Source organism: Paenibacillus sp. alder61 (assembly GCF_020179875.1).
Classification (GTDB): domain Bacteria; phylum Bacillota; class Bacilli; order Paenibacillales; family Paenibacillaceae; genus Fontibacillus; species Fontibacillus faecis.
The window spans coordinates 125,615-152,215 of the sequence record NZ_JAIUDG010000006.1; the positions used below are offsets into that span (position 1 = coordinate 125,615).

Sequence of the window (26,601 nt, forward strand, 5' to 3'; positions counted from 1 at the left end):
AGGGGTGGAAGGATGGCTGAGAAACGAGATTATTACGAGGTCCTGGGCCTCAGCAAGAACGCTTCGGACGACGAGATCAAGAAAGCCTACCGCAAGCTGGCGCGTCAATATCACCCTGACGTCAACAAAGCGTCGGATGCGGAGGCCAAGTTCAAGGAAGTCAAGGAAGCTTATGATGTATTGAGCGATTCCGGCAAACGCGCCCGGTATGACCAGTACGGGCATATCGACCCGAACCAGGGGATGGGCGGCGGTTTCGGCGGCGGCGGTGATTTTGGCGGTTTCGGCGATATTTTCGACATGTTCTTCGGGGGCGGCGGGCGTCGTGATCCGAATGCCCCGCAGCGCGGAAACGACCTTCAGTACGCGATGACCATCGAATTTAAGGAAGCGGTGTTCGGTAAAGAGACGGATATCACCATTCCGCGGACGGAAAATTGCGACACCTGCTTCGGCTCGGGAGCGAAACCGGGCACGAAGCCGGAAACCTGCTCGGTCTGCCACGGATCGGGACAGCAGGAAGTCGTGCAGAACACGCCGTTCGGGCGGATGGTCAACCGCCGTTCCTGCAGCCATTGCGGCGGACGGGGGCAAATTATCCGGGAGAAATGTCCGACATGCGCCGGCAGCGGCAAGGTCAAGAAGCAGCGGAAAATTCATGTCCGCATCCCCGCGGGGGTCGACGACGGCGCCCAACTGCGGATGTCCGGAGAAGGCGAAGGCGGTCTGCGTGGAGGTCCTGCGGGCGACCTGTATATCGTGATTCGCGTCAAGCCGGATGAGTTTTTCGATCGCGAAGGCGACGACATTTACTGCGAATTTCCTTTAACATTCGCCCAAGCCGCTTTGGGAGACGAGATCGAAGTCCCTACGCTGACCGGAAAAGCTAAGGTGAAAATTCCGGCCGGCACCCAGACAGGCCGGTACTTCCGCTTGAAGGGTCAGGGAGTGCCTAGGCTGCGCGGCATCGGGAACGGCGACCAGCATATCAAAGTGGTGGTGGTTACCCCGAGCAATTTGAGCGAAGAGCAGAAGGAACTGCTGCGCCAGTTCGCCGCATTGGACGGAGAACATACGCACGAGAATGAGCAATCGTTTTTTGATCGTATGAAACGGGCATTCCGCGGAGACTAGCACGCCAACAGGTTGAAGTATAGGTTGAACTAAAGTAAATTGGCGTTGGGCAAGGATGTGTTAGGGTTTCGGAACTACGTTGCCAACTTCCGCAATTGTAGATATAGGGTTCCGCCGTGGGAGTCTGTATATTAACGGGAAAATATCCTGTTAATGTACCGCTCTTGGCCCCTCGATCGGATTTAGCTGGAAAAGCTCCATCTATTTCGCGGCCCTATAGCCGATATACACCATTTCAGTCGAATTAACGGGAGGTTTTCCAGCTAATTCGCTTCTGCAGCCGCATACGCTCCAAATTAACGGGAAGAATTCCTGTTAATTTGAATCAAACCCTTAGTTGCAGGTCAAGAGTGTAAAAAGAACCCTTTCCACCACTGTCTAATATGCAAATTAATAGTTCATCAAACAGGAGTGGCTTAAAATCATCGACCGATGGTTTTAAGGCCGCTCCTTTTTTCTGTGGCATGACCATGTCTAGCACGAAAAAACGGTACAAGGCGGTTTGCCTTGTACCGTTTTGTGTAGTCCGGATTTTATGACCGGATATGGGCGATAATCTCCTCGTCCAAATCGAGGGTAATATCTTCCCGAAACGCTCTGACGCCGTATTCTTTATATACGTACTGCATGATCGCTTCCATGATATTCGCTTCCACAATGTACCTGCTTCGGCCGTTCACCCAGACTTCCCCGGTATATCCGGTGTCCTCGTCCCAGCTCAGTTCCACCTGGACGTCCGTCGGTCTTACGCCGGTTCGGTCCGCGGTGTGAAGGCAGATCGCATTAATGATTTCGTCCATGCTCAATACCATACTTTAATATCTTCCCCCGCGGTAGTGATCGTCGCTAGGCTGCGGACGTCGCTTGAACCGGCGGTAGAGCGCAACCCCGATCGCGATAATTACGTAGATTGCCAGCAGGTTTACCGCAAGGCCGAGAAGGTTGCCCAGGAAGCCCATGCCGCCGAACAATCCGCCGAACAGCATGCCGGCGAGACCGCCGATCATCAACCCTTTCATGAAGCTGCCGCCGCTAAAAAATCCCCGGTTTGCAGTGGTGCCGGCCGTCGTACCGGATTTGTTGGTCCCGGAAGTGTCACCGGATCTTTGCACGTTGTCCGTCGACTTTTTCGGTGCCGGCGTATAGGAACGGGGGCCGGATTTGAAACCGCCGCCGCGTTTGGCATCCACGAGCCCGGGCGAGGTGACGGCGAATATCAAAGTAAACGCCATCATAATCATCAACATTTTCTTTAGCATTAAAGTAATAACCCTCCTAATGAATTTAGTATGTTCTAATGCCATACCTGTAATACGGGCGAGCCGGAAGAACGTTTCAATTTTTAATCAATATTTTTTCGGAGCAAAAATCGAATAAACCCTCTAGAAAAGCCGCATCCTAATATCCCAAGGAACGGGGTTCCTCCTGTTCCATACAGCAGCAAGAGAAAGGCAGGTTCTGCATATGGCCGAAAAGAACATTCTAGCCTATTTCAAAAGCCCCGAGGAGGCCGAAGGCGTGGCCAGAAAGCTGAACGCCCTGCGTGTGATTGACCTATCGATCAACCGGTTCAGCCGTTACCCCGGCGAAGGCTATGATCCGTTTAACCCCATCACCGGCAAGGTGAGCAGTTTATCCGCCATCACCCAGGATGCCGCGATTACCAATCAGTCGGCGGGGATTCTAAGCGCGGCGGACCCCGCGGCCAGCGGATTGAGCCATGGAGGCCAAGGGGGGCCGACCGGGCGGGATATATTGCTTACGGCGGTCGTTGATGAGTCGGTACATCATCAGGCACTCCGAATCATAGAGGAAGCGGGCGGACAGATCTAACGGAGTTTAAAGACAGGAAAGGAGGGCCGTCCATGAACAAGTCCAATCACGACCGCGTAACGCGAAAAGTACCGGCCAGCGGAAAACATTTGGAGGTCGGGTACAACCGGGATGTCGAGTTTTCCGAGGAGCTTGCGGACCAGGAAGACTGGGAGGCGATCGAGCGCAGCGAGCGGGCCGACAACCGGCAGAAAGGACAGCACGACTGGACCTAGAAAAACGGGTGGAGAAACCGCCGGAGCTGCATCCGGCGGTTTCTTTGCCGTTCTCGATTCGTTCTCGATTGACAGTGCGAAGCAAACATATTATTGTAAATGCAATTATTTCAAACTTGAAGAATCGGAAGAAAGGCGGAAGGGGACGGAAATGCAAAAAATAAAGATCGGATTGATCGGTGCGGGCCAAATCGGCAAAATGCATCTGGACCAATATCAACAAATTCCCGCGGTGGAAGTGGCGGCCGTTTGCGATGTCCACGCGGAGGAAGCGAAGCGGGTCGCGGCCGCTTACGGAATTCCCCGGGTCTATACGGATTTTCGTGAGTTGCTTCGGGAGGAGGAGCTTGCCGCGGTCGACGTATGCCTGCATAACAATTTGCACCAGCCGGTGACGTCCGCCGCCCTGGAGGCCGGAAAGCATGTCTATTGCGAAAAACCGATCGCAGGCTCTTACAAAGACGGGCTCAAAATGGTGGAGGATGCGGAGCGGTGCGGCAGAATGCTCCATATCCAGCTCGCCAAGCTTTATGACGCGGAAACTTGGGCAGCCAAACAGCTGATTGACGCGGGCAAACTGGGAAAGCTGTATCACGCCCGGTCCACGGGCTTCCGGAGACGCGGCCGCCCTTTCGTGGACGGTTACGGAACCGCCGCGTTTACGCGAAAAGAGACCGCCGGCGGCGGAGCCATTTATGACATGGGCGTCTACCACATTTCCCGCATGCTGTATCTGCTGGGCAATCCCGAGGTTCAGCGGGTTTCCGGGCAGACCTATCAGGAAATGGCCATGGACGAAGCTCGCAGAAACCTCAGCGGCTTTAATGTGGAGGAGATGGGGGCCGGGTTCGTGCGATTTGCCGGAGGGGTCACCCTCGACATCATCGAATCCTGGGCCCTGCATCTCGGGGGGCTGGAGGGCAGCGCCATCGCCGGCTCGGAGGGAGGCGTCCGCTTTTCGGGGGCGGTGTCGGAATCCGCGTCAAACGCCTTCTCTTACCATACCACGATCGCGGATCTGGATATGGACTGCAGAGTGGATTTGGAGCAGGCGCTTCTCCGGCACCGCCGGTTGAGCGAGTTTCCCGACGCGTACGCCTCCTCCCAGCACCATTGGGCCGCCGCTCTGTCCGGTCAGGTTCCGCTTTTGCCGACGGCGCAAATCGCGCTTAACACCATGCTGATCAGCGAGGGGCTTTATCTATCGCACCAACGGGGCAGAGAAGTCTCCGCGGAAGAGATTAAAGAGGCTTCGGTCTCGACGGTAATCAAGATATAGAGAACGCGTTGTCACCATTATGAACAGCGATTTTGTCACTCTTTTCAATCTATAGTACAATAGATTTCATGCACGAATTTCAAGGAGGAAATCTTACGATGATCTGGAAAGAGCTGACTATACATACAACCGAGGAAGCGGTGGAGATGATTTCCAACTTCCTGCATGAAGCGGGAGCCGGTGGCGTTACGATCGAAGAGCATGTCGACAACGACAAACCGCGCGATACGTCGCTGGGCCAATGGTTTGAAATCCCGCCGAACGATATTCCCGAGGGAGAAGCCAAAATCAGCGGCTATTTCCCCGAGAGCGTCGATATCGATGAAGTGATTCGCGAGGTAAGGGAACGGATTGAAGAGCTGCGGACGTACGACATCGACCCCGGAACGCCGGAGCTTGCGGTGCGGGAAGTCAGTGAAGACGACTGGGCCAACAACTGGAAGCAGTATTTCAAACCGCTGCGCGTGTCCGACCGGCTGACGATCAAGCCGACCTGGGAGGTGTACGAACCGGCATCCCCCGACGAACGCATCATTGAGCTTGATCCGGGGATGGCGTTCGGAACAGGGACGCATCCGACGACCTCGCTCTGTTTGCGGACGCTGGAAGGCATCATTCAGGACGGGGATGAAGTCATCGACGTCGGCACAGGCTCGGGCATTCTGGCGATCGGCGCTTGCCGTTTGGGCGCTTCCCGCGTGCTGGCGCTGGATCTGGATCCCGTAGCGGTGTCGAGCGCACTGGAGAACACCAGACTGAACCAGCTGGAGAGCCGGATTCAGGTGGTGGAGAGCGATCTGCTGTCCGTCTTGAAAAAAGGCGCCGAAGCCACGGTTAACGTAAAGCTTCCGGTCCGGGTGGTGGTCGCCAATATACTGGCCGAGATTATCCTGCTCTTTATCGAGGATGTTTATGAAGCCCTGCAACCCGGGGGATATTATATCGCTTCCGGCATCTACAAGAACAAGGAGCAGGTGGTGGAGGAGGCCTTGACGGCCGCGGGCTTTGAGATCGAACAGACGGCCCGGGAAGAAGATTGGGTCGCTTTCGTGGCGAGAAAGAGGTAGCCGATGGAGTTTTTGGATCGAATATTGCGCGTTCCCCTGGACCAGCTTCCTTTTTATTTGCTGACCCTGGTGATCGCCTTTACGTTACATGAGTTTTCCCACGCTTATTTCGCCAATAAATTCGGAGACCCGACCGCCAAGTTATTGGGCCGGGTAACATTAAATCCGGCGGTCCACTTCGACCTGCTGGGGATCATCCTGCTTTTGATCGCGGGATTCGGCTGGGCGCGGCCGGTCCCCGTCAACCGGGATAACTTCCGCAAACCTCGCGTCATGGGCGTCATCGTATCCGCCGCCGGCCCGCTGAGCAATCTGCTGCTGGCGGTCGTCGGCGCGGCGATCTACGCAGCGCTAATCCTGTACGGGGTGGTTAACCCCTTCGGCCCGCAGGACAAATTGTCGCTCGCTTTGGACACATTTTTTAATTTGTTCGTTGTGATGAACTTTTTCTTGTTCCTGTTTAACCTGATTCCACTGCCGCCGCTCGATGGATACCGGATTTTGGAGGATATCGTGCCGCGCCGGGTTTTGGGCAAGCTTCAGCAGTTCGAGCAATGGTCGCTGCTTATTTTCCTGATTATTCTTATTGTTCCCGGAATGCAGCAGTACACGATTGAACCGCTCTACAAAGCGGCCAACTTTCTTGCGAGCCACTTCCTGGTCTTCTTCCATACGATCCTCGGAGGCTAGGACATGAAATATTGCCGGGAACTAACACTGGAAAGCTGAAAACAAAAGTTGTATGATGTATTTTGGCGATTTTGAAGGCAAGGAATGATTAAGATGCAGCGGTATTTTATAGATCCCGGCCAGTTTCACGACACGTCCGTGGTCATTGCGGGCGACGACGCCCGTCATATCGGCAAAGTCATGCGATCGAAACCGGGCGACAAGCTGATTGTCAGCGACGGCGTAAACCGCGTAGCGCTGGCCGAAATCGTTACATTGGATCCGCAGGAAGTCACGGCGGAGATTATAGAGATGCTGGAACCGACCGGGGAACCGGCGGTGGAGGTTACCGTTGCGCAGAGCTTGCCGAAAGGCGACAAAATGGAGACCGTGATCCAGAAATGTACGGAGATCGGCGCTTCCGCTTTTTTGCCGTTCATTTCCGAACGGACCGTCGTGCAATACGACGGAAAAAAAGAAGAGAAGCGAACCGCACGCTGGCGCAAAATTGCGAAGGAAGCGGCCGAGCAGGCGCACCGCAGTCGAATTCCGGCGATCGAGGCGCCCGTCTCCTGGCGTGAGATGCTGTCTATGCTGGACGGCTTCGACCTCGTATGCATGTGCTATGAGAAAGAGCACGGTCAGCAGCTGCGCGATGTGCTGAAGCCTTTCTCGGCGCGGCTTGCATCCGGACGGACCTGCCGCGTGGCGGTCATCGTCGGTCCGGAAGGCGGATTCTCCGAACAGGAGGTGGCGGAGGCCGAGAAGGCCGGAGCCGTTCCGGCGGGATTGGGACGACGAATCCTGCGCACGGAGACGGCCGCGATGGCCGCCCTGACCTGCATCATGTATGAATCCGGAGAAATGGGGGGAATTTAACATGCCATCCGTTGCTTTTTATACGCTCGGCTGTAAAGTGAATTTTTACGATACCGAAGCGATTTGGCAGCTGTTTAAAAATGAAGGATACGAACAGGTGGATTTCGAGCAGACGGCCGACATTTATCTGATCAACACCTGTACCGTGACCAATACGGGGGATAAGAAGAGCCGGCAAATTATCCGCCGGGCCGTACGGCGCAACCCCGATGCGATCGTTGCCGTAACCGGCTGTTACGCGCAGACGTCGCCGGCGGAAATCCTGGATATTCCCGGCGTGGACCTCGTCATCGGGACGCAGGACCGCGACAAGATCATTCCGTACGTGAAAGAAATCCAGGCCCAGCGCAGACCGATCAACGCGGTTCGGAACATTATGAAAACGCGGGAATTCGAGGAACTCGATGTTCCCGATTTCGCGGATCATACGCGGGCCTTCCTGAAAATCCAAGAGGGATGCAACAATTTCTGCACGTTCTGCATCATTCCGTGGTCTCGCGGACTGTCCCGCAGCCGGGATCCGCAGAGCGTGGTCGCCCAGGCCCGGCAGCTCGTGGCCGCGGGATATAACGAAATCGTTTTGACGGGCATCCATACCGGGGGTTACGGGGACGATTTGGAGAACTACCGGTTGTCCGATCTGCTGTGGGATCTTGACAAGGTGGAGGGGCTGGGCCGCATTCGCATCAGTTCCATTGAAGCGAGCCAGATTGACGACCGCATGCTGGAAGTGCTGAAGGGCTCCTCCAAAATGTGCCGTCACTTCCACATCCCGCTGCAAGCCGGAAGCAATGAAGTGCTTAAGCGGATGAGACGCAAATATACGATCGAAGAATTCGAAGAAAAGATCAAGAAAATCCGCGACTTCATGCCGGATGTGGCGATTACGACCGACATCATCGTCGGCTTCCCCGGTGAAACCGAGGAGTTGTACCGCGAGGGCTATGAAGCGATCAAACGGATCGGTTTTTCGGAAATGCACGTGTTCCCTTACTCCAAACGGACAGGCACGCCTGCAGCCCGGATGGAGGATCAAGTGGACGAAGAGATCAAGCATGCCCGTGTTCAGGAACTGATCGATCTGTCCGAGCAGATGCAGCTCTCGTATGCCGAGAAGTTCGTCGGGCAAGTGCTGGACGTCATTCCCGAGCGCGACGAAAAGGGCGTGTGGGGAGAAGGTTTCGTCACCGGATTCAGCGACAACTACCTGCAAATCCGTTTTGACGGAACGCCGGATCTCGCCGGCAAGATGTGCCGGGTCAAGCTGACAAAAGCGGACGCCAATACGAGCGAAGGCCAATTGGTCCGCGTTCTGGACGGAGCGGCCAGCGCCCAAGCGTTGGCCTAGTCCGCCGGTTCGCTCGTTTGGGACCGAAATTGCATAGGATCGAGTTAACAGGGATTTCACCCGTCAGGGTTGAAGTCCTTGTTGCCGATTGGGGTAATACGGAGTAAGGAGGCGAGGAAATTGCCGGACAAGGAAATATCCGCCGGAGGCGTCGTGTACCGCAGGACCGCCGGACGGCTTCAGATTCAGCTCATCACAGACCGGTACGGCAGGTTTTCTTTTGCCAAAGGAAAAAGAGAGCCCGGGGAGACGATCGAAGAGACCGCGCTGCGGGAAATTCGGGAAGAGACCGGCTTGATCGGGCAGATTGACGGATTGATCGATATCATCGCATACACTTATCACCATCCTGTTCACGGGCCCGTGGACAAGGAGGTGCACTACTACCTCGTCGAAAGCCGGGGCGGCCAGCTCCGTCCCCAAGTGGAGGAAATCCGCGGCGTCGCCTGGTATGAACCGAAGGAAGCCTGGGAGAAGCAACTGAAATCGGGGTATGACAACAACGATTTTATTTTGGAAAAGGCTTTGAAAATGCTGAACCTGAATTTCTAACATCGGATTCTTATCATTCGTTTATCATTTCACGGCGGGTTCCATGCGGCTCCAAATCGGCAAATAGCAAAACGGCAGGGCGATCAGGGAGCAGACGACATTGAATATCGTCTGGGAATGGGCGATCTGGGCGGCCGGGTCGTCGGAGATCCAGGCGGAGGCGGTGCCCAACAGCTGGGTTAGCGGGAGGAACAGCGCCGCCCCCAGCACGTTGAGCGCTACGTGCGACCAGGCGACAAAGCTGCCGGACCGCGAGCCGCCGAGCGAGGCGATGACGGCGGTAACGCAGGTGCCAACGTTGGAGCCGATCACCATGGCGATGCCTAGCGGGAGCGGCAGCGTTCCGGCGGCGACCAGGCCCATGGTCATCGCGATGGTGGCGGCGCTGCTGTGTACGAGCGCCGTCAACGCCGCGCCGGCGGCTGCGCCCCAAAGCAGGCTGTCGCCGGCGTGATCTAGCAGCCAGCCGATGACGCCGTAAGCTTCCAGCGCGGGGCCGGCCGATTGCATCCAGCGGATGGCGATCATAATCAGGCTGAAGCCGGCGGCGGCCAGCGAAGCGAACTGGATCGGCGTCAGCAGCCGGAACCACTTAGCGTCCCGGTAGCCGGGGAGCATCTCTTGGATGGCGACGGCCGCCGCCCAAAGAAGCACGGATAGAATCAGCAGCGGGACGCCGATACTGGAAATGTTCAGGGCGATCAGCTCCGTCGTCAGGCAGGTGCCGATATTGCCGCCGAGGATAATGCCGAGCGTCCGCGCGTAGGACAGGAGCCCGGCATTGACCAGACCGATGGTCATGACCGTCACCGCCGTGCTGCTTTGGAGCGCCGCCGTCACAAAGGTGCTGGAAATCATGCCGGTCCATGGCGTCCGCGTCGTGGCTTGCAGCGCCCGGATCAATCCGGGGCCCGCCCAGGCGTGAAGCGAGGCTTCCATCAGCTTCATGCCGAACAGGAACAGGGCCAGCCCGAAGGTTACGGGGAAGATGAGCTCGTGAAACAATAGTGACGCCTCCTGTCCTACCGAAGTGTACAAGTTACATATATGCTTGGCCGCAGCGGTCCATGCTGCGTAATTTCGCATCGTTGGTTTATCGCTTCAGGGCCCGCCGGGTGCGGCCCTAAGTTCCATCACCTTTTACGGGAGTTGAATATCGTGGCATCGGTTATATTGCAGCGCAGCCGCAAAAAGCGGCTGGAACAAGGTCATCCTTGGGTTTACAAAAGCGAGATTGAGCGTGTGGAGGGGGATCCGGCTCCGGGCAGCCTCGTGGAGGTTCTCGACCACCGGGGCCGTTTTCTGGCAACGGGGTATTATAACGCCGCCTCGCAAATCACGGTCCGCGCGGTGTCTTTTACCCCGTTGGAAGCGATGGATGCCGGCTTCTTCGAGCGCCGGTTTCGGGAATGTCTCAAGCATCGCGAGCGTTTTGTCAAAGACGAGAACGCTTATCGGTTCGTATACGGGGAAGCGGATTTCCTCCCCGGTTTGATCGTGGACCGCTTCGGCGACGTCCTCGTCATCCAGCTGTTGACGCTCGGCATGGATCTATGCCGGGAAGCGATCGTCGAAGCGCTGGTCGCCGTGCTCCGTCCGGCGGGGATTTACGAGCGTAGCGATGTGCCGATCCGCGAGATGGAAGGATTGGAGCAGGTGAAAGGCCCGCTTTACGGTACGCCGCCGCGCCATGTGACCGTGACGGAGAACGGGCTGAAGATCCGCGTCGATATCGAAGAGGGGCAGAAGACCGGGTACTTCTTCGACCAGCGGGAGAACCGCGCCTCCATCCGGCCGCTGATGACCGGTTGGGGGGAGCGGAGCGGGATCGCGCTTCAGGACGTGCCGAACGAAGCCGGAGAAATCCGCCGGCTTCCCGTTAACCGGAACGGCAAGGAAGTGACCTTTCCGTATTGGGATGGCGCCACCGTACTGGAGTGCTTCTCCCATACGGGAAGCTTTACGCTTCATGCCTGTCAGTATGGCGCCAAAAAAGTCACCTGTCTCGACATTTCCGAGCATGCGATCGAAAGCGCCAAGGAGAATGTGGAGCTGAACGGCTTCGGTGAGCGCGTCGAGTTCGTCGTGGCGGACGCGTTCGATTATTTGCGCAGCCAGGTGAAGGGGCTCGCGGAACGAAGCGCCCGGGCGGCGGCCGGCGCCAAGGCCGACACCTCCGTGCCGATGACCGCTGGCGGCGGTCGGACCTGGGACGTGGTGATCCTGGATCCGCCGGCCTTCGCCAAGACGCGCAGCGCGGTAAAGGGGGCTTGCCGGGGATACAAGGACATCAATCTGCACGGGATGAAGCTTGTCAACGAGGGCGGCTATTTGGTCACCGCCAGTTGCTCTTACCATATGCGGCCGGATTTGTTCCTGGAGACGATTCGGGAAGCGGCGGCGGACGCCGGCAAGATCCTTCGTCTGGTAGAGTGGCGGGCGGCCGGAAAAGACCATCCGCAAATTTTGGGCGTGGATGAGGGACATTATTTGAAATTCGCCATTTTTGAAGTGCGCAGCAAAAACTTCTAAAGCAGGCGGAACTTATCCTGTTCAGCGATGCCCGTTTTTCCTTTGAAAGCAGGGCAGGCGGGAAAGCGGCATTTTAGGCACTAGAGGGTTGCAATAACCCGATGGGTCTAATGGTCGTAACCGCCTCCCTTTGAAGCCGAGCGGGTGGATAAGGGCCATTTGCGGCGCTATTTTGTCGAATTTGGCTCTTTGCTGTGAAATAGCGGTCCTTTGGAGCCTTATTTTAGAGAAAGTCGGGCAAAAACCGAATTTTTGAGCTCGAACCAGAGAAATAGGGCCTCTTTTGACCGCTATTCTTCCCGAAAAAGCGAATCTGGGCGAAATAGCGGCCCAAAACGCCGCTATTATAACGGACGGCCACAAAAAGTTGCGGACAGGCAGCATCATATCAGTTTTAATGCAACGTCAGTGGATTTTGGGACCCGTACCAGAGCAATAAAGCCCTTTTTGACCTTTATTATGCCTGGGGGAGCCAAGTCGGGCCGGAATAACGGGCCAAACCCGCTATTACAGCGACAGCGAGGGCCTGGGAAAATTGCGCTGGAGTGCATTTTTAATTGTTTGGCTCAAATTAAAGGGAATTCTTCCCGTTAGTTTGGAGCGTACGCAGCTGCTTGAGGTGATTTAGCTGGAAAACCTCAAGTTAATTCGCTTGAATTGGTGTATATCGGCCAATGTGCCGCGAAATAGATGGAGTTTTTCCAGCTAAATCCGATTCAGATGCTAAAGGGAGGCACATTAACGGGAGATTTTCCCGTTAGTGTGTAGCCTCCGACCCTGGCCTTTTATACAAACTCAGAGAAGACCGTTTGATTATGAAAATCGAACGGTCTTTTTTTAAAGATAACACTATAATGTTAGGTTTATGTCACATAAAACGAAGTGAATATCAAGTTTTTGATGTATTTTCACAATATTTAGAAATCCAATGTTAGTTTTTGTAACATTATTTTTAAATGACATCGCTTTCACTATTGACAGCATATTTCGACATGTTATAATTACTTTAAATTTAGTTTGTTTGTTCTCCGACGAAACTGAATGAAGGAGGGGAGAGGTTGTACAATCGAACCGGAAGTTTGGACCTTATCAAGAAGATCAACCGGAACTTGGTTCTGGACATGATCCGCAGCGAGAAAAAAATCAGCAGAGCTTTAGTAGCCAAGAAATTAGGCTTAAGCCGATCTACGGTTACCTCCATCGTCAACGAGTTGATCAAAAAGAAGTTTGTCGTGGAAACCGGATTGGGCGATTCTACCAAGGAAGGAGGCCGCAGGGGGATCGAGCTCGGCTTTAATCCGAAATCGGGGTACGGCATTGGCGTCGATATCGGGCGGACTCGAACTTTGATCGTACTGACCGACCTCGACGGTGAAATCGAGTATAAAGAAGAATGTAAAACGACGGCAACCGTGGAAGAGACACTGGAACTGATTCAAGCGTTTATTCAAAAATCCGGGATCGAAAAAGATCGTATCCTCGGGATGGGGATCGGGCTTCCGGGGATTGTGGACAGCAGGGAAGGCGTTATCCTCGACGTGCCCGCATTGAACTGGGGAAACATCAATCTGGTTGAGAAGGCGAAAAACTATTTTGCGTTCCCGATTTATGTCAACAACGATGTCAATTTTGCCGCGCTGGGTGAAAGGTGGCTGGGCAGCGAGGGAATGACGGACAATATGTTCTTCATCGCCATAGGAACCGGGGTGGGTGGCGCTATTATCGCCAACGGCGAACTAATAGAAGGCTATCGGTACTCCGCGGGAGAAATCAACCGTTTTATCGACCGGGAAGACCTGGCCCGGAACAGAAGGAACGATCCCGGAGAGACGGGAGCTTTCGAACAGCAAATCTCGGCTTTCGCTTTGGAGAGAAAAGGGATATCTCCCGAAGAGCTTTTTGCTCGCTATACACGCGAAGAGCCTGAGGCGGTTCGCATTATTGACGGATTCGTGCAATACTTGTCGATCACCATTGCGAATATCGTAAGCTTGTTGAATCCGCAGCGAGTCATTATCGGCGGGGGCGTATCCGGCTCCATGTCTACCGTCATTGAGGACATCCGCAAGCAGGTATCCGACCTAACGCCGATTCCGACGGAGATTAAGTTGGCCCGTCTGGGCAGGGATGCCGGAGGACTGGGAGCTGTCGCTTACGTGTTCCAGCAGCTGCAGGATGCGGAGGATCTATAAAAAAAGAAAAGTTCAAGTTCAGTCAACAAGAGGCTCTGAATGGAGAGCCGCACCGTATTTAATTTGTTTGTACTAAGAACAAACTAACATATATCAAATGGGGGTTATTTCATGAAAAAGTCGTTACTCGGTATCATGTCCCTTGTGCTCATTCCGTCCCTGCTTGCCGGATGTTCCGGCGGAAAATCGGCAAACCCGGCCGATGACGGCGGCGTTCAAACGATCCGCATTTTGTCGAGCGATGACTTTGCAGGCTTCCGGGAAAAAGCGGTGGAGGAGTTCAACGCGAAAAACCCGGACATTAAGGTGGTTCTGGATCATGTAGCCTACGATCAGCTGCACGATAAAGAATTGGCCTCCTTCAACGCCAGCGGTGAAGCGGCTTACGACATCGTGGACGTCGATGAAATCTGGACCTCGGAGTATGCCAATGCCGGATTCATCCTTCCGGTGACGGACCGGTACACCGATGAAATGAAGCAGGGCATTCTGCCGGCGAGCCTGCAAATCGCAAGCCTGGGCGAAGAGATCTACGGCGTACCGATGTTTAACGACGTCGTGTTCTTTTACTACAATGAGGAACTGCTGAAGAAAGCCGGTTTTGATCATCCGCCGGTGACTTGGGACGAGTTCACCTCGATGTCGCAGGCTCTTCAGGAAAAAGGAATAACCCCCGGATCGGCCAGCGCTTGGGGATGGAGCGCCAATGAAGGCCTCGTTGCTTACTTTGCCGAATTCCTCGGTTCGTTCGGAGGGAAATTCATGGATGAAACGGGCAAGCCGGTGTTCAATGACGAGAAGGGAGTTCAGGCACTCACGTTCATGGCGGATTCCATGAAGAACGGAGTGATCGACAAGGCGTCGATCAACTACAACGACCGTCAGGTGCTGGATGCATTTAAAAACGGAAAAACGGCGTTTGTTGCCGGCTGGTCCTTTTACTGGGGAGAACTGAACGGCAGCGATTCCAAGGTCAAAGGCAAGGTGAAGGTGGGGATGGTCCCTGCGGCCGAAGGAGCTCCGCATACGGCGGCTACCGGGTCCATGTACCTGGCGATCACTCCGCAATCGGAACATGAAGACGCCGCTTGGAAGTTTATCGAATATTTGGGCAGCAAGGAAGTCCAAAAGCAGCAATCGCTGGACGCCGGCTCTCTTCCGATTTGGAAGGACCTCTACAGCGACGAGGATCTGAATAAGAACTTTGCCGCTTTGAAGGATATGGAGAAACAGCTGGAACAGGTGATTTCCCGCCCTTCGTTGGATGCTTACAATGAATTTTCCAAAAACATGCAAATTGCTCTTCAGTCGGTCTTGACCGGTCAAAAGGATGCAAAGACGGCGCTGGATGAGCTGGTGGCAACGACGGAAGAACTTCAGGCGAACGGCAATTAACCGGGTCCCGCTTCGGCGGGATATCCCGCCAGGCCTGCGGAGTCACATTTGGATGTGGAGGTATGTATGATCAAAAAACTTAGACCATTCGGATATTTGCTGCCCAGTTTTCTTGTCATCCTGAGCGTCACCCTGCTTCCGCTGCTCTATGCGATCTTTATCAGCTTTATTAACTTGACCAAAAACGTGCATAAGCTGGACAACCCCAAGCTTTGGGATTACGTAGGCTTTGAGAATTTCGCCAAAGTTCTTTCGGACTCGTCCTTTTGGCAGGCCGTCGGTCGAACGATGTATTTTACGGTAACTTCGGTAGGCTTGGAATTCGCTCTCGGCATGGCCTTTGCCTTGATTCTGAATGAAAAATTCGCGGGAAGAGGCTTTGTAAGAGGATTTATGCTGATCCCGTGGGCTTTGCCGACCATAGTTAACGCGGTCTTATGGAAATGGCTATATGATCCGGACCATGGAACGATCACTGTATTGCTGGCCACCCTTGGTATCACGGACGGACATTTTAACATTCTGGGTTCCTCCTTCTCGGCGATGAACGCGATCATTATCGCCGATGTGTGGAAGAACACCGCTTTCGTCACTCTTATTTTATTGGCGGCCATGCAGTCGCTTCCCGCAGAGGCCTATGAAGCGGGCAAAATCGATGGAGCCTCGGCGTTCCGGAGATTTTTCAGCATTACGCTTCCGCTGTTAAGCCCGGCCATATTGGTTGCGCTCATCATGCGGACGATGGAAGCCTTCAAAGTATTCGACATCATCTACATCATGACCGGGGGCGGTCCGGCCGGGGGAACGCAAGTGCTGTCCTTCCTGACCTATCAAACCTCCATGATGTTCGGCAAGTTCAGTTACGGCTCGTCCTTGGCGTTTGTGATGTCGATCTTCATTCTGATTTTCGCCTTCATTTACATCAAAATTCTATACAAAAAAGCGGAGTGACCTATGGAGAGAACAAGAGCTCAGAAGTTTTGGATATATGTCGGGGTTTGTCTTGTCATGCTGTTTACGGCGCTGCCTCTGCTCCTGCTGGTGACCGCCACCTTCTCTTCCAGCGGGGATCTGAACGCGAAAACCCTTCACTTGTGGCCATCGGAGTGGACGCTTGGCAATTATTCGCGGGTGTTCTCGGGTGAAGCGAGCGACGGCAGCCTGCCCCCATTTTTAACGGCGATGAAAAATAGTGTGATCGTCGCGCTCAGCTCCACCTTGCTAACCCTGCTCATCGGGATGTTTGCGGCGTATGCCTGCGCCAGATTCCGGTTCCGCGGCAGGGACACCCTGCTCGTTTCGATTCTTGGCTTCCGCATGGTGCCGGAAGTAGTGCTGCTTATCCCTCTGTACGTGATATTCGCCCGGATGGGGATGATCAACCATAAGCCGGCGCTGATCCTGATCTACACGGCGTTTAACCTGCCGTATGTGATTTGGATGATGCAAACGTACTTCCGCTCGATTCCTAGATCGATGGAAGAATCGGCGCAAATCGACGGCGTGTCGCCGCTCGGGATATTGTTCAAGTTTTTGCTGCCGCTGTCGCTTCCGGGGTTGGTGGCAACCGGAATATTCGTCTTGCTGATCGCTTGGGATGAATTTATGTTCGCCAGCATCTTCACTTCGACTTATGACGCCAAGACCATTACGGTGGCGATCTCCGAGTTTTCAAAACGGGGTATGATCGATTTCGGCATGCAGATTACCGGCGGTTTCCTGGCATCTTTGCCGCCGATTGCCTTGGCTTTGTTCTTACAAAAATATATCATCAGCGGCCTGTCGGAAGGCTCTGAGAAGGGATGAGGATTATGAGTCAATTTTTCAACGAGGTTAAACAACAACCGGAGGCGATCCGGGAGACGATTCGCAACAACACATCGTTCAGCGCGGCGGGAAACAAGCCGCTGCTGCTGACCGGCATGGGCAGCTCTCTGGCCGCCTCCGAACTGCTTGTCTCTTATTTGAACCTGCACGGCATCCAAGCTTCGGCTATCGACAATTCCGAAATTTTACACTATTATCCCGATTCTTTCCTGGACAAGCATCAGCTGTACATCGTTTCGCAGAGCGGGGAGAGCTTTGAGGCCAAAGAATTGGCCAAACGCTACCCCTCGGCATCGGCCATCACCAACTCCCCGGACGGTTCTTTGGCCGGATTGGCCCGGGAGGTCCTCCTCACGCATGCCGGAAAAGAAAAGGCTATCGCTTCCTCGAAATCTTTTACAACCACGGCGGCTTTGATGCTGTTGATGGGATCCAAGATGGCGGGGAACGATTTGACGGATTCGCTTTATCGGGCCGCCGACGTCATCGAAGAACATTTGCAGAGAGAAGAGGAGTACCGGAAGCGGATTGTCGAGTTCATTAATCCGGAGAAGCCGCTCGTTCTTCTGGGCCGGGGGCCTTCGGTTTACACGGCGCGTCAGGGTTCATTGACGCTGAAGGAAACCTCGCGGATGTTTGCCGAGGCCGCTTCGGCTCCGCAGTTCCGGCATGGTCCGTTTGAACTGATCAAAGAGAACTTGCAGGCCATCTTCTTCAACCCTAAAGGAACAACATACGAAATTAATAAAAAGTATGTGCTGGAAATGGCCGAACTCGGCGCAAAGGTACTCTATGTCTCCGATGAAGGTCTGCGGCACGAGCGTGTCATGTCGCTCGAAATTCCGTCGGTTCACGAATACGTAAGCCCCATTCCCTACTCGCTGGTCATCCAGTTAGCCGCCATCGAACTCTCGGCGAAACGGGGCCTGGTCGCCGGGGAAGCCGAAATCATCACGAAAGTTACAGGGAAGGAATAACCCCGATGATAAATTTGGTAGGTGTGATCACCGCGGATTTGATCCTGGCGCAAGTGAAAGGACGGCCGGACTTCGGCGAAGAACATATGGTCGATACGATGATTTTGCGGCCCGGCGGCCTGGCCAACACGATTTTTCCGCTGGCCAAGCTCGGCGTCAAACAACGGGTCATCTCCCTTTTGGGCCAGGACGATTACGGAAGCAAAATTTACGATGAGATAGCTCCGTTGATCGAAAATGAGCTTGCGCGAACCGAAAAGGGAACCGTCCTGTCCGTATCGATCGTAAAAGAAGGCGGAGATCGCTACTTCGTGACCTATAAAGGAAATGCCGACGACTTAACCGCGGCTTCGGTCGAAGGGGAAAAGGATTTCGATGCGGCGCGCGCAACGCTTTTGTACGGTTATTTCCTGGCTCCGGGCTTCGGCCCGGAGGCGGCCCGTACCTGCTTGAAACGGGCTAAGGCCGCCGGTCAAATCACATTCTTCGATGCGAATTCGGCCATTGACGGCTGGAGTTTAAAGAGCAGGCAGGAAATTATCTCCTTCCTGCCCCACATCGATTATTTTATGCCGAACGACGAAGAGATTTTGCATTTGACCGGGGCGAGCGACGTGGATCAAGCCGCGGAGGAGTTAATTTCTCTAGGGGCCAACACGATTATCGTCAAGCGCGGAAGCCGGGGGGCGAGTTCTTATACCCGGTCGGGAGCCGTGCATCACGCCGGATTTCCTGTAAAGGCTTACGATACGACGGGGGCCGGAGACAGCTTCAATGCCGGGTTTATCCACAGCGTGCTGGAAGGCAAACCGATGGAGGAAGCGTTGAGGTACGGGAATATGCTCGCTAGCATCGTCGTTTCCAAGAAAGAGGACCGGTATCCCGCGCCCGCTGAAATTGAGAGGAACATCATGGAAATGCAGGCCGGCAACGGATCGAAATAGCCGAATTCCGGCAAAAGGGTTTATTCCACAGGACAAGGTCCTGAGGGAATAAACCCTTTTTTTGCTCGGGGAACGTACATTCCTATTTTTATGCAGTGTGGTATACTTGTTTGTAACTTAACACGTTGTCGCAAGATTCAGAGAATTTTAGGCGGGGGATTCAGGCCTTCGCAGGTGGGAGGCACCTTCATGTCATTACAATTCATTATCGGCCGCGCGGGAAGCGGCAAGAGCAGCCTGGTGCTGGAGCAGATGACAACCCGGCTGCGGGAGGATCCGACCGGACCGCCCATGATTCTGCTGGCGCCCGAACAGGGGACCTTCCAGATCGAGCAGGCGCTTGTCCGGGCTCCGGGGCTGCGTGGGACAGTCCGCGTCCAGGTACTGGGTTTTCGCCGCCTTGCCTTGCGCGTAATGCAGGAGTGCGGCGGTTCCGCCCTGATTCCGATCAGCGAAGAAGGCAAAAAAATGCTGCTCTACAAAATTCTGAGACGCCATAAGGACGAGTTGAAGCTCTACAGGCACGGCGGGGAACAGTTGGGACTGATCGACCGGATCAACTCGCTCTATACGGAGCTTAAGAAATACAACGCTGATTTCACACGTCTGGAAGAGTATCTGCAACTGCTGGAGTCTTCGGCGGGCCAGTCCCGGCTGCTGCGGGACAAGCTGTATGATTTGAACATCCTTTACCGGGAATTCGATGCCGAACTCTCGCGCTTATATATCGACGGGGAAGATCATGTCGTCAAGCTGGCCGAGGGGGCGAAGAATTCGGCCTACTTGCGCGGAGCCGAAATCTGGATCGACGGGTTCCATACTTTTACACCCCGGGAGTACCGGGCGATCGGAGAGCTGATGCAGGTGGCTTCTTCCGTTACGGTGGCCCTAACGTTGGACCGTCCGTATGACGACGGCTTACCGCCGCATGAGCTCAATCTTTTTCATCCGACGGCGACCACCTACCTCAAGCTGCGGTCTCTGGCGGAAACGCTCGGCATCGAGGTGAGGCCGGACGTCCGGCTGACGTCGCGTCCCTTCCCGCGTTTTCAAGGCAGCGAAACGCTGTCTTATCTGGAGTCGGCCTATGAACAGCGGACTCCCTGGAGCGGGGAGACTCCACCGGCGGATCTGGCCGGTTCGCTGTCCCTGCACGCGGCAAGCTGCCGGAGAACCGAGGTCGAAGGCGCGGCCAGGGAAATGGTCCGTTTGGCCAGGGAAGAGGGGGCGCGTTGGCGCGACATGGCGATGTTCGTCCGGAATTTGGACGATTATGAGCATATCGTGACCCCGATTTTGGAGGACTTCGGCATTCCTTTTTTCCTGGATCGGAAAAAAAGCGTCCTGCATCATCCCCTGATCGAAATGATTCGCGGTTCGCTGGACGTGTCGCTTAAGTATTGGAAGTACGAGGATGTGTTCCGCTGCGTAAAGAGCGAGTTTCTGCTTCCGCTGGACGGGAGCCTGACGCGCAACGATATGGATCTGTTGGAGAATTACGCGCTGGCGAGCGGGATCCAAGGTTACCGTTGGCACGACGGACGACCATGGAAAGGGATGCCGAGCCTTTCGCTGGAGGGCGACGAGACCGCACGCCGGGGGGCGGAGAACGAGCGGATGCAGCTGATTGAACAATGCCGCGAGGCGGTTGTGGCGCCGCTGTCCGCCTTCGAAAAGCGGCTGAAGCGGGCCAAGACCGTCAGGGACATGTGTGCGGCGGTTTACCGCCTGCTGGAAGAACTCGAAGCTCCCCGGCGATTGGACCTGCTTGCCCACCGGGCTTTGACGGAAGGTCGGCCGCAGCAGGCGATGGAACACAGGCAACTGTGGGGGGCGGTATTGGATCTGCTCGACCAAATCGTGGAGATGATGGGGGAAGAGAATCTGACCGCCGAATTGTTTGCGGGGGTGTTGGAAACCGGGCTGAAGGAGCTTAAGCTCGGTTTGGTTCCTCCCGCGATCGATCAGGTGGTCGTAGGAAGCACCGATCGGACCCGAACCCGGCATGTGCGCCATGCATTTCTGCTGGGCATCAACGAGGGGATCATGCCGGCCAATCTCCAGGAGGAAGGGGTGCTTAGCGAACAGGAGCGTTTGCTGCTCGGCGAAACGGGATTGGAGCTGGCGCCCGGCACGACGCGCCGCCTGCTGGATGAGCGGTTTTTGATTTACGGTGCCTTGTCCGCGGCAAGCCGTTCGCTCTGGCTGAGCTATCCCATGGCGGATGAGGAAGGGAAAACGCTGCTCCCTTCCGAAGTCATCCGCCATGTGAAGACGATATTTCCGGCGGGGATGCTGCGGGAGAACTTCATCGGCGAAGCTCCGTCCGCGGAGGACCCGCAGGAGCGGCAGCTGGAGTTCGTGAGCCGTCCGGCCCCGACCCTGCCGGTTCTGATCGGACAGCTGCGGGCCTGGAAGACGGGGCTGCCCCTCTCGTCCGTTTGGTGGGAAGCGCTCCGCTGGTTCAAATCGAGACCCGAATGGGAAGGGGACATTTCCCGGCTGCTCGGGTCGCTGGATTACCGCAACCGCGTCAGCGGGCTTACGCCGGCGACCAGCCGCAAGCTCTACGGGAAAAGGCTGCGCACCAGTGTTTCGCGGATGGAGAAGTTTTCGGCCTGCCCCTTCTCCCATTTCGCTTCACACGGCCTCAAGCTGAAGGAAAGACAGCTGTACAGGCTAAAGGCGCCGGATATCGGCCAACTGTTTCATGCGGCGCTTAGCCAAATGGCGATTACCTTCAGAGAGCAGAACCGAAGCTGGGGAAGCCTGACGGAGGAAGAGTGCCTGAAGGAAGCGAACGCGGCGGTCGATCGGCTGGCTCCGAAGCTGCAGGGCGAAATTTTGCTCAGCTCGAAGCGGTACGGTTATATTTCACGAAAGCTGAAAAATATCGTCGGCCGGGCATCGGTTATTTTGGGCGAGCAGTCCCGCCGGGGCAGCTTCGAGCCGATCGGCCTCGAGCTGGATTTCGGGCCCGACCGGCCGCTTCCGCCACTGACGTTCGAGCTGCCGAACGGCTGCGTGATGGAGATCGTCGGACGGATCGACCGGGTCGATGTCGCCGAAGGCGAGGATGGCTTGCTGTTGCGGGTGATCGACTACAAATCGAGCCAAACCGATCTCAAGCTGCATGAAGTGTATTACGGCTTGGCGCTGCAGATGTTGACTTATCTCGATGTGCTGCTTCAGTCGGCCGAATCGTGGCTCGGCGAGTCTGCCTTGCCGGCGGGAGCGCTCTATTTTCACGTCCATAATCCGCTGCTGCAAAGCAGCAATGGCTTGAGTGAAGAGGAGGCCTGGAGCGAGCTGTTGAAACGGTTTAAAATGAAAGGCCTGCTGCTCGCGGACCGGGACGTGATCGCCAAAATGGACGGGCTGCTGGAAAAAGGGCATTCGGAGATTTTGCCGGTGGCGGTGAAAACGGACGGCAGTTTTTACAGCAGCGCTTCCGTGGCGACCCCGGAACAATGGGAAGTGCTGCTCGGTTCGGTACGCCGGACGATCATCGATATCGGCACCCGGATCACGGACGGGGACGTGGAGATTTCCCCGTACCGTTTAGGAACGGAGAGCGCCTGCACCCATTGCGTGTACAAGCCGGTCTGCCGGTTTGAGGAGGCGGTGGAAGGCGGCGGTTATCACCTGCTGAACAAACCGGCCAAAGATCAGATATGGAGCCTGCTGGGCGCAGCGGAAGGAGCGACAGAATGAAAGAAGGAACAGCCATGATGACGATACCGAAGCCGCCAGGCGTTTTTTGGAGCGATGATCAGTGGAAGGCGATCACGTTGTCCGGTGGAGACATCCTCGTCGCCGCCGCGGCGGGTTCGGGGAAGACCGCCGTGCTGGTCGAGCGGATTATCCGCAAGCTGTCGGCGGCGGATGAACCGCTCAGCGTCGACCGTCTGCTGGTGGCGACCTTCACGAAGGCCGCCGCTGCGGAGATGAGGCAGCGGATTCGCGAAGCTTTGGAGAAAGAACTGGAGCGCAATCCCGGAAACGAGCATCTCACACGGCAGTTGGCGATGCTCGGCCGGGCCTCGATTACGACGCTCCATTCCTTTTGCATGGAGGTCATTCAGCGGTATTACACCTTGATCCCGCTCGATCCCGGGTTTCGAATCGCGTCCGAAAGCGAGACGGCCCTGCTCCGCCAGGAAGTGCTGGAGGAGCTGTTTGAGGAGAAATACGCGATGGAGCAGGAAGGCAGCCGCTTTTTGGCGCTGGTCGACTGGTTTAGCGGAGAGCGTACGGATGATGCGGTGTTTGCCCTCGTTCAGAAGCTGTACGACTTCTCCCGCAGCCATTCCTGGCCGGAGCATTGGCTGCGTCAAGCCGCGGCCGCTTTCTGCCCCGCCGATCCGTCGGCATTGGAAGGCGGCCCTTGGATCGCAAGTCTGCTTGCCGACACGGACATGGCGCTAAGCGGGGCGGCGGACCTGTTGACGCAAGCCAAGAAGCTGGCTCTTTCTCCGGGCGGACCGGCGCCGTACGCGGCGACCGTGGAGGAGGACCTGAACACCGTGCTGTCCTTGAAATCAGCCGTCGTGACGGGGACGTGGCGGGAATTGTACGATAGGTTCCAATCCGTCTCGTTCGGAAAATTAAAGCCGTGCAAGAAAGATCAAACGGACCCGGTGATCCAGGAAAGAGTCAAGGGTCTGCGCGAAGAGGCCAAGAAACGGGTCGGCGATTTGCGGAGCCAACTGTTCGGGCGCAGCGCGGAGGCGTTCTTGAACGAGCTCCATCAGGCGGCGCCGGTTATGGAGGAGCTGGCCGCTCTGATCACCGAATTCGGCGAACGGTATCGGCAGGAGAAGACGACGCGCGGCTGGCTCGATTTCTCCGACCTGGAGCATTACTGCCTGCAAATTCTTCGTCATCCGGATTCGACGCCGCTGGAGACGATCCCTTCGGACGCCGCCCGGGAGTATCAGGACCAATTCGACGAGGTCCTGCTGGACGAGTACCAGGACACCAACACGGTGCAGGAGGATATCGTCCGGCTTATCTCCCGTCCGGCGCCGGGCAACCGGTTTATGGTCGGGGACGTGAAGCAGAGCATCTATCGTTTCCGGTTGGCCGAGCCGGGCTTGTTTTTGGAGAAGTACCGGAACTATGGCGACAGCTTCGACGGAGCGGGGCTCCGGATCGATTTGGCGAAGAATTTCCGCAGCCGCAAGCAGGTCGTTAACGCGGTAAACATGCTGTTCAGACAAATCATGAACGAAGGCGTGGCGGAAATCGCCTATGACGCCCGGGCCGAGCTGGTTTACGGCGAAGGCTTTCCCGAAGTGGCGGAAGCCGGCGAAGGTACGGATTATCGGCCGGAGCTGCTGCTGATCGACCGGAACGGGGAAGCGGGCGCCGCCGACCCGGGGGAAGCCGCTTCCGAAGAGAGCAAGGAAGGAGCGGACGAAGAGACCGCCGCCGAAATCGAATCGGTGCGCCTGGAAGCGCGGGCCGTTGCGGCCCGGATCCGCGAGTTGACGGGGGACGGCGGCAAACCGCCGCTGCTCGTTTACGACAAGCAACTGAAGGGAATGCGGCCTGTCTCCTACCGGGATATGGTCATTCTGTTGCGCTCCACGCTTTCCTGGGCTCCGGTTATGATCGAAGAGCTGCGAATGGAAGGGATCCCGGCCTACGGCGAGCTTAGCCAAGGCTACTTCCAGGCCTCGGAAGTGGAGACGATGCTGTCGCTGCTGCAAGTCATCGACAACCCGCGCCAGGATATCCCCCTGGCTGCGGTCCTTCGCTCGCCGATCTATGGGCTGACGGAGGAGGAGCTGGCGGAAATCCGTCTGGCTTCGGGATCGGGCGGCTATTACGATGCGGTGCTGGAGGCGGCGGAAGGGGAAACGGATGATCAGGCCGCGCCGCTGGCCCTAAAATTGCGCGGCTTTTTAAGCCAGTTGGAACGCTGGAGAGCCGAAGCCCGGGAAGGCGAGCTGAGCCGCCTGATCTGGGGGATCTACCGGGAGACCGGGTACCTGGACTGGGTCGGAGGGCTGCCGGGTGGATCGTTGCGGCAGGGAAATTTGAGGTCGCTTTATGACCGGGCCCGCCAATTTGAAATGACGACCTCTTCCAGAGGGTTGTTCCGCTTTTTGCGCTACGTAGGACGCCTTCGGGAAAACGGCGGCGATCTGGGCGCTGCCGCATCGGCCGGTGGTCAGGAGGATGCGGTGCAAATCATGACCATCCACAAGAGTAAAGGGCTGGAGTTCCCGGTCGTGTTTGTGGCAGGGTTGTCCAAAATGTTCAACCGTCAGGATTTGAACGCCAGCTTCCTGATGCACAAAGAGATGGGTTTCGGCCCGAGATTCGTGGACCCGGCACTCCGGGTCAGTTACCCGACGCTGCCGAATCTGGCGATACGCCGTCGGGCGCAAATGGAGCTGCTTGCGGAAGAAATGCGGGTGCTTTACGTGGCTTTGACCCGGCCCAAAGATAAACTGATCCTCGTTTCATCGGTCAAGGACTTGGCGAAGTCGGCTGAAGCGTGGGGGAGCGCGCTGGAGGTCGGCGAAGAGCAACTGCCGGACTATTTGCTGGCCCGGAGCCGATCTTATCTGGATTGGATCGGCCCTTCGCTGATCAGGCATCCGGCCGCGGCGGAACTTCGCCGCTTTGCCGGCTTGCCGGAGCCCGCGGCTTCCATGCCGGACCTGACCGCCGCGGAGTGGGTAATCGGCTTCATCCCGGCAAGGGAGATGCTCCAATCGCAAGCGGAGGCGGCCGTTTCCGCGGCGGTGGACGATGCCGGAACCGGTTCGGATCAAGAGTCGGACTGGAACGCCTCTATGCTTCAGTCGCTGCTGTCGGCAGGGCCGGTACCGATGACGGGGCAGGAGGGTGAAGCCGGAATTAACGATGAGATCGACGCCCGCCTCGATTGGTCCTATCCTTTTGAAGCCGCTACGCGCATTTCGGCCAAAACCTCGGTCACCGAAATGAAAAGAATGCTGGCGGACCAGGAGGAACCGCCGAGCGATGTTTTTGCCGGGCGTGAACTGCGCAGAGAGCTGGAGAAGCCGGAGGAGGCAATCGATTTTACGCTGCATCTACATCGTCCCCGTTTTATGGAACAGGCGCGGATGACGCCGACCGAACGGGGCACCGCCTATCATACGATCATGCAGCACTTGCCTTTTGATCGGGAACCCGGGGAGAAGACGGTTCGGGAAACGCTGGCTTGGCTGGTGGAACGGCAGATCATGACAAGTGAACAGGCGGAAGCGCTGGACACCGGACGCATCGCCGATTTCCTTCGCAGCCCGCTGGGGGCGCTGCTCGCCAAAGCCGATTGGGTTCGCCGCGAGATGCCGTTCAGTTACGGCCTATCGGCCGCGCAGGCTTATCCCCGGCTGGCCCCGCTTGTTGAGGGACCGCTCGGGGACGGCGGGACCCCCGAACTGTCGATATCGGGAGGGTTAGACCAGGAGATCGTGCTGATCCAAGGGATCATCGACTGTCTCTTTTTCGCGGAAGGTCGGCAAATTTTGGTCGATTACAAAAGCGATCGGGTGCTGCCGCATCGCGGCGGCATCGGAGCGCTGACGGAGGCCTACCGTTTCCAACTGGAATTGTACGCATCCGCGGTGGAGGACATCACCGGTGTCCCCGTGGATGAGAAGTGGCTGTATTTCTTCGATACCGGAGAAGCGGTGAAGCTGTGATCGCGCCGGACCTTGACGGAGGATTTGACGATATATGCAGGAAAAGGAATAAAACAGGAGTTTTCTGTTTGTA

The 26,601-nt window shown here is 56.2% G+C and carries 21 protein-coding genes; 18 read left to right on the forward strand and 3 right to left on the reverse strand.

All coding sequences use genetic code 11. The annotated features are described in order from the left end of the window. The first annotated feature begins 12 nt into the window (after nt 1–12). The gene (gene dnaJ, locus LBW89_RS08050; protein WP_225038935.1) at nt 13–1,134 is read left to right on the forward strand and encodes a molecular chaperone DnaJ; all 1,122 of its coding nucleotides are present in this window, start codon (nt 13–15) and stop codon (nt 1,132–1,134) included. 533 nt (nt 1,135–1,667) lie between these two features. Here the strand turns inward: dnaJ and LBW89_RS08055 are convergent. Both LBW89_RS08055 and LBW89_RS08060 read right to left on the reverse strand, forming a co-directional pair. Continuing rightward, the gene (locus LBW89_RS08055) at nt 1,668–1,946 is read right to left on the reverse strand and encodes a YxcD family protein (protein ID WP_148451526.1); all 279 of its coding nucleotides are present in this window, start codon (nt 1,944–1,946) and stop codon (nt 1,668–1,670) included. 3 nt (nt 1,947–1,949) lie between these two features. Beyond that, complete coding sequence (locus LBW89_RS08060; RefSeq protein WP_148451527.1) at nt 1,950–2,393, reverse strand: hypothetical protein; 444 nt, start codon at nt 2,391–2,393, stop codon at nt 1,950–1,952. Nucleotides 2,394–2,598: 205 nt separating this feature from the next. Here LBW89_RS08060 and LBW89_RS08065 point away from each other — a divergent pair, with 205 nt between their 5' ends. The 8 genes from LBW89_RS08065 (at nt 2,599) to LBW89_RS08100 (ending at nt 8,976) form a co-directional block, all read left to right on the forward strand. Beyond that, nucleotides 2,599–2,967, forward strand: a complete 369-nt coding sequence (locus tag LBW89_RS08065; RefSeq protein WP_148451528.1) for a hypothetical protein — start codon at nt 2,599–2,601, stop codon at nt 2,965–2,967. Between the two features lie 32 nt (nt 2,968–2,999). Continuing rightward, nucleotides 3,000–3,182 (forward strand): YfhD family protein, encoded by a 183-nt coding sequence (locus LBW89_RS08070; protein ID WP_148451529.1) that lies wholly within the window; start codon nt 3,000–3,002, stop codon nt 3,180–3,182. A 151-nt stretch (nt 3,183–3,333) separates the two neighbouring features. Continuing rightward, on the forward strand, nt 3,334–4,461 hold the full coding sequence (locus LBW89_RS08075) for a Gfo/Idh/MocA family protein (RefSeq protein WP_148451530.1): 1,128 nt from the start codon (nt 3,334–3,336) through the stop codon (nt 4,459–4,461). A 98-nt stretch (nt 4,462–4,559) separates the two neighbouring features. Next, a complete protein-coding gene (gene prmA / locus LBW89_RS08080; protein ID WP_148451531.1) occupies nt 4,560–5,528 on the forward strand; it encodes a 50S ribosomal protein L11 methyltransferase in 969 nt (322 codons plus the stop codon). A 3-nt stretch (nt 5,529–5,531) separates the two neighbouring features. Then, nucleotides 5,532–6,218, forward strand: a complete 687-nt coding sequence (locus LBW89_RS08085) for a site-2 protease family protein (RefSeq protein ID WP_148451532.1) — start codon at nt 5,532–5,534, stop codon at nt 6,216–6,218. Between the two features lie 93 nt (nt 6,219–6,311). After that, a complete protein-coding gene (locus tag LBW89_RS08090) occupies nt 6,312–7,076 on the forward strand; it encodes a 16S rRNA (uracil(1498)-N(3))-methyltransferase (RefSeq protein ID WP_148452632.1) in 765 nt (254 codons plus the stop codon). 1 nt (nt 7,077) lies between these two features. Beyond that, on the forward strand, nt 7,078–8,424 hold the full coding sequence (mtaB, locus tag LBW89_RS08095; protein ID WP_148451533.1) for a tRNA (N(6)-L-threonylcarbamoyladenosine(37)-C(2))-methylthiotransferase MtaB: 1,347 nt from the start codon (nt 7,078–7,080) through the stop codon (nt 8,422–8,424). A gap of 120 nt (nt 8,425–8,544) precedes the next feature. Beyond that, nucleotides 8,545–8,976 carry an NUDIX hydrolase gene (locus LBW89_RS08100; protein WP_148451534.1) on the forward strand — a complete coding sequence of 144 codons (432 nt, stop codon included), beginning with the start codon at nt 8,545–8,547 and terminating at the stop codon, nt 8,974–8,976. A 24-nt stretch (nt 8,977–9,000) separates the two neighbouring features. Here LBW89_RS08100 and LBW89_RS08105 read toward each other — a convergent pair whose 3' ends face one another. Then, the gene (locus tag LBW89_RS08105) at nt 9,001–9,981 is read right to left on the reverse strand and encodes a Na/Pi cotransporter family protein (protein WP_148451535.1); all 981 of its coding nucleotides are present in this window, start codon (nt 9,979–9,981) and stop codon (nt 9,001–9,003) included. 153 nt (nt 9,982–10,134) lie between these two features. Between LBW89_RS08105 and LBW89_RS08110 the strand changes: the two genes are divergently transcribed. From LBW89_RS08110 to addA, 9 genes are all read left to right on the forward strand, one after another. After that, the gene (locus tag LBW89_RS08110; protein ID WP_148451536.1) at nt 10,135–11,508 is read left to right on the forward strand and encodes a class I SAM-dependent rRNA methyltransferase; all 1,374 of its coding nucleotides are present in this window, start codon (nt 10,135–10,137) and stop codon (nt 11,506–11,508) included. Nucleotides 11,509–12,566: 1,058 nt separating this feature from the next. Further along, nucleotides 12,567–13,700 carry an ROK family transcriptional regulator gene (locus LBW89_RS08115; RefSeq protein ID WP_148451537.1) on the forward strand — a complete coding sequence of 378 codons (1,134 nt, stop codon included), beginning with the start codon at nt 12,567–12,569 and terminating at the stop codon, nt 13,698–13,700. 111 nt (nt 13,701–13,811) lie between these two features. After that, a complete protein-coding gene (locus LBW89_RS08120; RefSeq protein WP_148451538.1) occupies nt 13,812–15,095 on the forward strand; it encodes an extracellular solute-binding protein in 1,284 nt (427 codons plus the stop codon). Between the two features lie 66 nt (nt 15,096–15,161). Then, the gene (locus LBW89_RS08125) at nt 15,162–16,046 is read left to right on the forward strand and encodes a carbohydrate ABC transporter permease (protein ID WP_148451539.1); all 885 of its coding nucleotides are present in this window, start codon (nt 15,162–15,164) and stop codon (nt 16,044–16,046) included. Nucleotides 16,047–16,049: 3 nt separating this feature from the next. Further along, nucleotides 16,050–16,901 (forward strand): carbohydrate ABC transporter permease, encoded by an 852-nt coding sequence (locus tag LBW89_RS08130; RefSeq protein ID WP_148451540.1) that lies wholly within the window; start codon nt 16,050–16,052, stop codon nt 16,899–16,901. Between the two features lie 5 nt (nt 16,902–16,906). Further along, entirely contained in the window at nt 16,907–17,899 is a 993-nt protein-coding gene (locus LBW89_RS08135; protein ID WP_170287070.1) for an SIS domain-containing protein, read from the forward strand. 5 nt (nt 17,900–17,904) lie between these two features. After that, nucleotides 17,905–18,843, forward strand: coding sequence for a carbohydrate kinase family protein (locus LBW89_RS08140; RefSeq protein ID WP_148451542.1), 939 nt, complete (start codon nt 17,905–17,907; stop codon nt 18,841–18,843). 189 nt (nt 18,844–19,032) lie between these two features. After that, on the forward strand, nt 19,033–22,557 hold the full coding sequence (addB, locus tag LBW89_RS08145) for a helicase-exonuclease AddAB subunit AddB (RefSeq protein ID WP_148451543.1): 3,525 nt from the start codon (nt 19,033–19,035) through the stop codon (nt 22,555–22,557). Continuing rightward, the gene (addA, locus tag LBW89_RS08150; protein WP_225038936.1) at nt 22,554–26,528 is read left to right on the forward strand and encodes a helicase-exonuclease AddAB subunit AddA; all 3,975 of its coding nucleotides are present in this window, start codon (nt 22,554–22,556) and stop codon (nt 26,526–26,528) included. The genes addB and addA overlap by 4 nt, the downstream gene beginning before the upstream one ends. Nucleotides 26,529–26,601: the final 73 nt, after the last annotated feature.

What these genes read in the sequence shown, in the direction of transcription:
- LBW89_RS08065 (WP_148451528.1), top strand. Translation starts at nt 2,599, where the DNA reads ATGGCCGAAAAGAACATTCTAGCCTATTTCAAAAGCCCCGAGGAGGCC.
- mtaB (WP_148451533.1), top strand. Translation starts at nt 7,078, where the DNA reads ATGCCATCCGTTGCTTTTTATACGCTCGGCTGTAAAGTGAATTTTTAC.
- LBW89_RS08085 (WP_148451532.1), top strand. Translation starts at nt 5,532, where the DNA reads ATGGAGTTTTTGGATCGAATATTGCGCGTTCCCCTGGACCAGCTTCCT.
- LBW89_RS08055 (WP_148451526.1), bottom strand. Translation starts at nt 1,946, where the DNA reads ATGGTATTGAGCATGGACGAAATCATTAATGCGATCTGCCTTCACACC.
- LBW89_RS08070 (WP_148451529.1), top strand. Translation starts at nt 3,000, where the DNA reads ATGAACAAGTCCAATCACGACCGCGTAACGCGAAAAGTACCGGCCAGC.
- LBW89_RS08130 (WP_148451540.1), top strand. Translation starts at nt 16,050, where the DNA reads ATGGAGAGAACAAGAGCTCAGAAGTTTTGGATATATGTCGGGGTTTGT.
- LBW89_RS08135 (WP_170287070.1), top strand. Translation starts at nt 16,907, where the DNA reads ATGAGTCAATTTTTCAACGAGGTTAAACAACAACCGGAGGCGATCCGG.
- LBW89_RS08140 (WP_148451542.1), top strand. Translation starts at nt 17,905, where the DNA reads ATGATAAATTTGGTAGGTGTGATCACCGCGGATTTGATCCTGGCGCAA.
- LBW89_RS08060 (WP_148451527.1), bottom strand. Translation starts at nt 2,393, where the DNA reads ATGCTAAAGAAAATGTTGATGATTATGATGGCGTTTACTTTGATATTC.
- LBW89_RS08120 (WP_148451538.1), top strand. Translation starts at nt 13,812, where the DNA reads ATGAAAAAGTCGTTACTCGGTATCATGTCCCTTGTGCTCATTCCGTCC.
- LBW89_RS08075 (WP_148451530.1), top strand. Translation starts at nt 3,334, where the DNA reads ATGCAAAAAATAAAGATCGGATTGATCGGTGCGGGCCAAATCGGCAAA.
- LBW89_RS08090 (WP_148452632.1), top strand. Translation starts at nt 6,312, where the DNA reads ATGCAGCGGTATTTTATAGATCCCGGCCAGTTTCACGACACGTCCGTG.
- prmA (WP_148451531.1), top strand. Translation starts at nt 4,560, where the DNA reads ATGATCTGGAAAGAGCTGACTATACATACAACCGAGGAAGCGGTGGAG.
- dnaJ (WP_225038935.1), top strand. Translation starts at nt 13, where the DNA reads ATGGCTGAGAAACGAGATTATTACGAGGTCCTGGGCCTCAGCAAGAAC.
- addA (WP_225038936.1), top strand. Translation starts at nt 22,554, where the DNA reads ATGAAAGAAGGAACAGCCATGATGACGATACCGAAGCCGCCAGGCGTT.
- addB (WP_148451543.1), top strand. Translation starts at nt 19,033, where the DNA reads ATGTCATTACAATTCATTATCGGCCGCGCGGGAAGCGGCAAGAGCAGC.
- LBW89_RS08125 (WP_148451539.1), top strand. Translation starts at nt 15,162, where the DNA reads ATGATCAAAAAACTTAGACCATTCGGATATTTGCTGCCCAGTTTTCTT.